Here is a 5,212-nt window from a genome sequence, read left to right as displayed (position 1 = left end):
GCCTCGCGGCGCATGGGCATCGAGGTCACGACAAGCCTCGGCGAGGTCGAGCCCGAGATTGACGACCGCACGGCCACCACCGTCTACCGGATCGTGCAGGAGGCGCTGACCAACATCGGCCGCCATGCCCGCGCCACCGATGCGCGGATCACCATCGAGCAGCAGGCAGGTGAGCTCGTCCTCACCGTGAAGGACAACGGCACGGGCTTTCCCAACAGCGCGGTGCGCAAGGAAGGCTCCTTCGGCCTGATGGGCATTCGCGAGCGCGCCATCCTGCTCGGCGGCCGCTTCGAGGTCGACAACCCGCCCGGGGGCGGCGGCCGGCTGCGGGTGTGGCTGCCGATCGGCCACGAGCCCGTTGCGCCCTCCGCGCTGCCCGGCAGCAGCCTGGTGAACCGCGCATGACCCACCCGCCGGGACGGGAACCCCTGCTGCTGCTGGTCGATGACCACGCCATCGTGCGCGCGGGTCTGCGCCGCATGATCGAGGCCGAGAACGGCCAGTGGCGGATCGAGGAGGCCAGTTCGGCCTTTCAGGCTCTGGCGCTGCTGCGGGCCTCGCCGGTGGCGCTGGCGGTAGTCGACCTCTCCATGCCCGGGATGAGCGGGCTCGACCTCATCCGGCGCATCAAGACCGAGTTTCCGGCGGTGCGGGTGCTGGTGCTCAGCATGCATGCCGAGGAGCAGTACGCCCTGCGCGCGTTCAGCGCCGGCGCCAGCGGCTATCTCACCAAGGACAGCGCCGCCGCCGAGCTGATGGTGGCCATCGGCAAGGTTTCGGCGGGTGGCGCCTATGTCACCAGCAGCCTCGCCGAGCGCGTCATCCAGCAGCTCAATGGCCGCGTGGAAGTGCCCCGCCACACCCGACTGAGCGATCGCGAGCTCGATGTGCTGCGCCGGCTGGTCTCGGGCAAGCGTCTCACCGAGATCGCGCGCGAGCTGCATCTCTCGGTCAAGACCGTGAGCACCCACAAGACCCGCATCCAGGAGAAGCTGCAGCTGCCCAGTCTGGCAGCGCTGGTGCGCTACGGGCTGGAGCACGAGCTCGATCGGCCCGGGCAGGCCAGCATGCCCGCCTTTCCGTCAGAACTCGGCTGAGGAGCCGGCTGCGGGCTCGCGCGGCGACGGCCGGATCACCGCCACACCGCCGGCCAGCCGCGCGATGCGGGTGTCGAGCCACTCGCGCTCGTAGTCGCTGTCGGCCTGGGCGAGCGGCACACCGAGCTCGTCGCCCACCACCGTGGCGCCGGTGAGGGTGGCGATGTCCTGAAGCATGGCCTTGCGCCGGTCGCCGAAACCGGGGCTGCGTACCGCACCGGTCCGCAGGCCGCCCCGCCACCAGGATGGATGCATCCTCGAGGACGGCGCACTGCCGCTCGGCATCGGTGACGAAACAGGGCGAGAGCATGCCGTGCTCGAAGCGCATGCCTTCGACCACGCGCAGCTCGCTCTGCAATCCCGAGCCGTCCTCGATCGTGATCGCACCTTCGCGGCCCACCTTGTCGATCGCGCCGGCGAGCAGCTCGCCGATCGAGCGGTCGTTGTTGGCCGAGATCGCAGCCACCATCACGCCCGAGTTCACCACCTGCGGCGGGCCGTACTCGCGTTGCAGGATCACGGTGCGGCCGCGCGGGCCGAGGGTGACCATCACCGCTTCGGCCATCAGGGCCACGCCTCGGCGGACGGCACCGCGATCAGCGCTCGCCGAGCGCTTCGTGCAGGGTCTTGATCACCGGCTTGAGCAGGAAGCGCAGCACGGTGTTGCTGCCGGTGCGGATCTCGATCGAGGCAGTCATGCCGGGCTGGATCTCGATGCGCCGGCCGTTGGCCGCCACCAGATCGCGCGCGGCGGTCCGGATCTGCACCCGGTAATAGGGCTGCTCGTTGGCGCGATTGTCTTCGCTGAGGGTGTCGACGCTGATGTAGGTGACCTCGCCCTGCAGCGAGCCGTAGATGGTGTAGTCGTAGGCGTCGAGCTTGACCGTGGCCGGCAGACCGGTCTTGACGAAGGCGGCATCGGCCGGGCGCACCTTGGCCTCGAAGAGGAAGCTGTCCTCCACCGGCACGATCTGCAGGATCTCCTCGCCCGCGCGGGCCACGCCGCCCACGGTGGTGAGCCGCACATTGCGCACCACACCGTCCATGGGCGCGCGCACCTCGGTGTAGCCAAGCTGCTCGCGACGCTGGGCCAGCACCTGCTCGGCGGCAGCGAGGTCTTCCTGGGCCTTGGCGAACTCGGTCTGGCTGTCCTGCAGATACTTGTTGCGCCGGTTGGTGATCTGGCCCTCGATCTCGGCGAGCTGGCGCTGCAGCTTGAGCACCTCGGCGCGGCTGACATCGCCGGTGCGCACCAGCGGCAGGTTCATCTCGAGCTCGTCGCGCACCAGCGCCTGCGAGCGGGCGAGCGCCGCGAGCTCCTCGGAAAGCGCCGACTGCCGCTTGTCGAAGAGCGCCTGCTGGGTGGCGGTGAACTCGGGATGGCGACGCAGCTCGGGACCGAACACCGGCTGCCCGCCGAGCAGCTCGGCGCGCAGCCGCGCCACCGCGGCCTTCAGGGCCACGACCTTGGCCTCGGCCTCGAGCGAGCCGGCCTCGGCCTTGTTGCGCTCGAAGCGGAACAGCAGCTGGCCGCGCCGCACGCTGGCGCCCTCGCGCACCAGCAGCTCGGCCAGCACGCCGCCCTCGGGCGCCTGCACCACCTGGTTGCGCGACGAGGCGATCGCCTGCCCGGGAGCGCGGGTGATCTGGTCGATCTCGGCCCAGTTGGCCCAGGCGATGAAACCGATGATCACGAGGAAGGAAGCGCGGATCAGCCAGCGGCCGGGGTCGCGCCCCGGATCGCGGTGGGCGACGGGGGCTTCGGTACTCATGAGGCCGATCCCTGGGTGGCGGCAGCGGCGGGCCGGCCCTGCAGGCGTTCGAGCACCGCCCCGCGCGGTCCGTCGAGCACCACGCGCCCGCCGTGCAGCACCACCAGCCGGCCGAGCATGGGCAGCAGCCCGGTCTTGTGGGTGGCCACCAGCAGCGTGGCACCGGCGCGGGCCACCTCGTCGAGCAGCGCGGTGACCCGGGCCTCGGTGGCAGCATCCATCGAACCGGTGGGCTCGTCGAGCAGCCAGACCCGCGGCGAAGCGATCAGCAGCCGGGTTAGGCCCACCAGCTGACGCTGGCCGCCCGACACGCCGCGGCCGCCTTCGGTGATCGGCAGCGCCAGGCCCTTGGGCTGGGCGGTGATCAGCTCGATCAGGCCGGTGCGCCGGGCCGCGGCGAGCACCGCCTCGTCGCCGGGGTCGGGCAGACCGACCAGCAGGTTCTCGCGCAGCGTGCCGCTGAACAGCCGCACATCCTGCGGCAGGTAGCCGATGGTCTCGCGCAGCACCGCGGGCGAGAGCAGCGCCATGTCGAGCCCGCCGAGAAAGCACTTGCCTTCGGCCGGCCGGTACAGGCCGCTCGCGAGCTTGAGCAGGGTGCTCTTGCCCGAGCCGATCGCCCCGACCAGGCCCACCCGCTCGCCGGGGCGCAGCTCCAGCCGCTCGATGTCCAGCGCGAGGTGTCCGGCCATGCCGTAGGAAAAGCGCACCCGCTCCAGGCGCAGGGCGCCCTCGAGCACACCCGGGGTGAGCGCGTGGCGCTGGTCATCGGCCTCACCGGGCAACGCGATGATGCGGTCGAGGCCCTCGAGGGCGGCGCGGGCATGCGCCCATTGCACCATCATGCCGGGCAGCTGGATGATCGGTGCCATCGCGCGGTTGCTGATGATCGAGCAGGCCAGCAGCCCGCCCATGGTGAGCATGTTCTCGGTGGCCAGCCAGGCACCGGCGGCCACCAGGGCCACATAGCCGAGCTGCTGCAGGCCCGCGGTGAGGTTCTGGGCCGCAGCCGAGAGATTGCGCAGCCGCTGCTCGGAGTCGGCACTGCGGCGCGCCAGCCGCGCCCAGCGCGACTGCAGCTTCCACTCGGCGCCATGGGACTTGACGGTCTCGGCGCCGTCGATCGCCTCGACCAGCAGACCGGTCTTGAGATGGCTGTCGGCCTGGTTGTCGCGGGCATGGCGGGCGATGGCGCGGTGAAAGGCGATGCCAGTGACCAGTGCCAGCGGCAGGCTCACCAGAGGCACCAGCACCAGCCAGCCGCCGATCATGGCGATCACCGCCACGAAGAAGATCGCGAAGGGCACATCGGCCAGCACGAAGAGCGTGCCCGAGGTGAGCACCCCGCGCACCGTCTCGAAGCCCTTCACCTGGCCGGCCAGGGTGCCCACGGCCGAGGGGCGCTTCTCCATGCGGATGCCGAGCATGCGGGCGAAGAACCAGATCGAGAGCTCCTCGTCCATGGCGGTGCAGGCCCGCTCGACCAGGCGCGCGCGCAGGTGCTTGAGCAGCAGCTCGAGCAGGATGGCCGCCACCGCCCCCACGGTGAGCACCTTGAGGGTCTGGAAGCCCTGGTTGGGAATCACCCGGTCATAAACCTGCATGCTGTAGAGCGAGGCTGCCAGCGTGAGCAGGTTGACCAGCACCGTGGCCAGCACCGCGTCGATGAACACCGTGCGGTGGCGCAGCAGCGATCGCCACACCAGCCCGAGCGCCCTGGGCGCGGTCTGATCGTCGGCGGGCTCGGCACGGCGCGGCAGGCTCAGGCAGGTGATGCCCTGGAGCGAGTCGGCCGGCGCCAGCGCTTCGCCCTGCGGCCCGGACAGCGTCCAGCGGCCATCGGCGCTGCGCGCGGTGACCAGGAACCAGCCGAGATCGGCGCGCCAGCCGGCAAAGGGCAGATCGGCGGGCTGGGGGGCGTCGAGCGCCTCGGGCCGGCCCTCCAGGCCGCCCAGGCGCCAGGCCTCGGCGAGCAGCGACTGGGGCGCGATCGACTCCCCCTCCTGGGCGGCCAGGCGCGTGACCTCGTCGCGGCGATCGGCGCCCAGGCGCTGGCCGACCAGCCGCGCGGCGCGGTCGATGAAGACCGGGAAACCGCTCATGGGCGCGCCGCCGGGGCGGGGGCGGGGGCCGCTGCGGGGGCCGCTGCGGGGGCCGATGCGGGGGCCGATGCGGGGGCCGATGCGGGGGCCGCTGCGGGGGCCGCTGCGGGGGCCATCAGCGCGCCCGTGCGCAGCCGCAGGCGCTCACCGGCCGCGACCACCTGCGCCCTGGCATCGGCGAGCGCGAAATCCGATTGCGTGGTCTCGCGCACGGCATTGAGCACATCGATCCAGGTCTTGC

The 5,212-nt window shown here is 71.7% G+C and carries 7 protein-coding genes; 3 read left to right on the top strand and 4 right to left on the bottom strand.

Features of this window, described 5'->3' with window-relative positions; all coding sequences use genetic code 11:
- Both AC2H6A_RS17685 and AC2H6A_RS17680 read left to right on the top strand, forming a co-directional pair.
- A partial coding sequence (locus AC2H6A_RS17685) for a sensor histidine kinase (RefSeq protein WP_484275039.1) occupies nucleotides 1-405 on the top strand: 405 nt, incomplete at its 5' end.
- Entirely contained in the window at nucleotides 402-1,097 is a 696-nt protein-coding gene (locus AC2H6A_RS17680; protein WP_484275038.1) for a response regulator, read from the top strand. The genes AC2H6A_RS17685 and AC2H6A_RS17680, both read left to right, overlap by 4 nt.
- Here the strand turns inward: AC2H6A_RS17680 and AC2H6A_RS17675 are convergent.
- The gene (locus tag AC2H6A_RS17675) at nucleotides 1,083-1,274 is read right to left on the bottom strand and encodes a hypothetical protein (protein ID WP_484275037.1); all 192 of its coding nucleotides are present in this window, start codon (nucleotides 1,272-1,274) and stop codon (nucleotides 1,083-1,085) included. The genes AC2H6A_RS17680 and AC2H6A_RS17675 overlap by 15 nt on opposite strands.
- A 136-nt stretch (nucleotides 1,275-1,410) precedes the next feature.
- Between AC2H6A_RS17675 and AC2H6A_RS17670 the strand changes: the two genes are divergently transcribed.
- Nucleotides 1,411-1,728, top strand: a complete 318-nt coding sequence (locus AC2H6A_RS17670; RefSeq protein WP_484275036.1) for a hypothetical protein — start codon at nucleotides 1,411-1,413, stop codon at nucleotides 1,726-1,728.
- Here AC2H6A_RS17670 and AC2H6A_RS17665 read toward each other — a convergent pair.
- The 3 genes from AC2H6A_RS17665 to AC2H6A_RS17655 form a co-directional block, all read right to left on the bottom strand.
- Nucleotides 1,694-2,869 (bottom strand): HlyD family type I secretion periplasmic adaptor subunit, encoded by a 1,176-nt coding sequence (locus AC2H6A_RS17665; RefSeq protein ID WP_484275035.1) that lies wholly within the window; start codon nucleotides 2,867-2,869, stop codon nucleotides 1,694-1,696. The two genes, AC2H6A_RS17670 and AC2H6A_RS17665, sit on opposite strands and share 35 nt — an antisense overlap.
- The gene (locus AC2H6A_RS17660; protein WP_484275034.1) at nucleotides 2,866-4,971 is read right to left on the bottom strand and encodes an ATP-binding cassette domain-containing protein; all 2,106 of its coding nucleotides are present in this window, start codon (nucleotides 4,969-4,971) and stop codon (nucleotides 2,866-2,868) included. Before AC2H6A_RS17660 ends, AC2H6A_RS17665 begins: the two co-directional genes overlap by 4 nt.
- A partial coding sequence (locus tag AC2H6A_RS17655; RefSeq protein ID WP_484275033.1) for a hypothetical protein occupies nucleotides 4,968-5,212 on the bottom strand: 245 nt, incomplete at its 5' end. The genes AC2H6A_RS17660 and AC2H6A_RS17655, both read right to left, overlap by 4 nt.

The organism is Quisquiliibacterium sp. (genome assembly GCF_982640115.1).
This window is presented reverse-complemented; position numbering and strand designations above follow the sequence as displayed.

Excerpts from the sequence above, each read along its gene's own strand:
- AC2H6A_RS17680 (WP_484275038.1), top strand. The coding sequence starts at position 402 with ATGACCCACCCGCCGGGACGGGAACCCCTGCTGCTGCTGGTCGATGAC.
- AC2H6A_RS17675 (WP_484275037.1), bottom strand. The coding sequence starts at position 1,274 with ATGCTTCAGGACATCGCCACCCTCACCGGCGCCACGGTGGTGGGCGAC.
- AC2H6A_RS17665 (WP_484275035.1), bottom strand. The coding sequence starts at position 2,869 with ATGAGTACCGAAGCCCCCGTCGCCCACCGCGATCCGGGGCGCGACCCC.
- AC2H6A_RS17660 (WP_484275034.1), bottom strand. The coding sequence starts at position 4,971 with ATGAGCGGTTTCCCGGTCTTCATCGACCGCGCCGCGCGGCTGGTCGGC.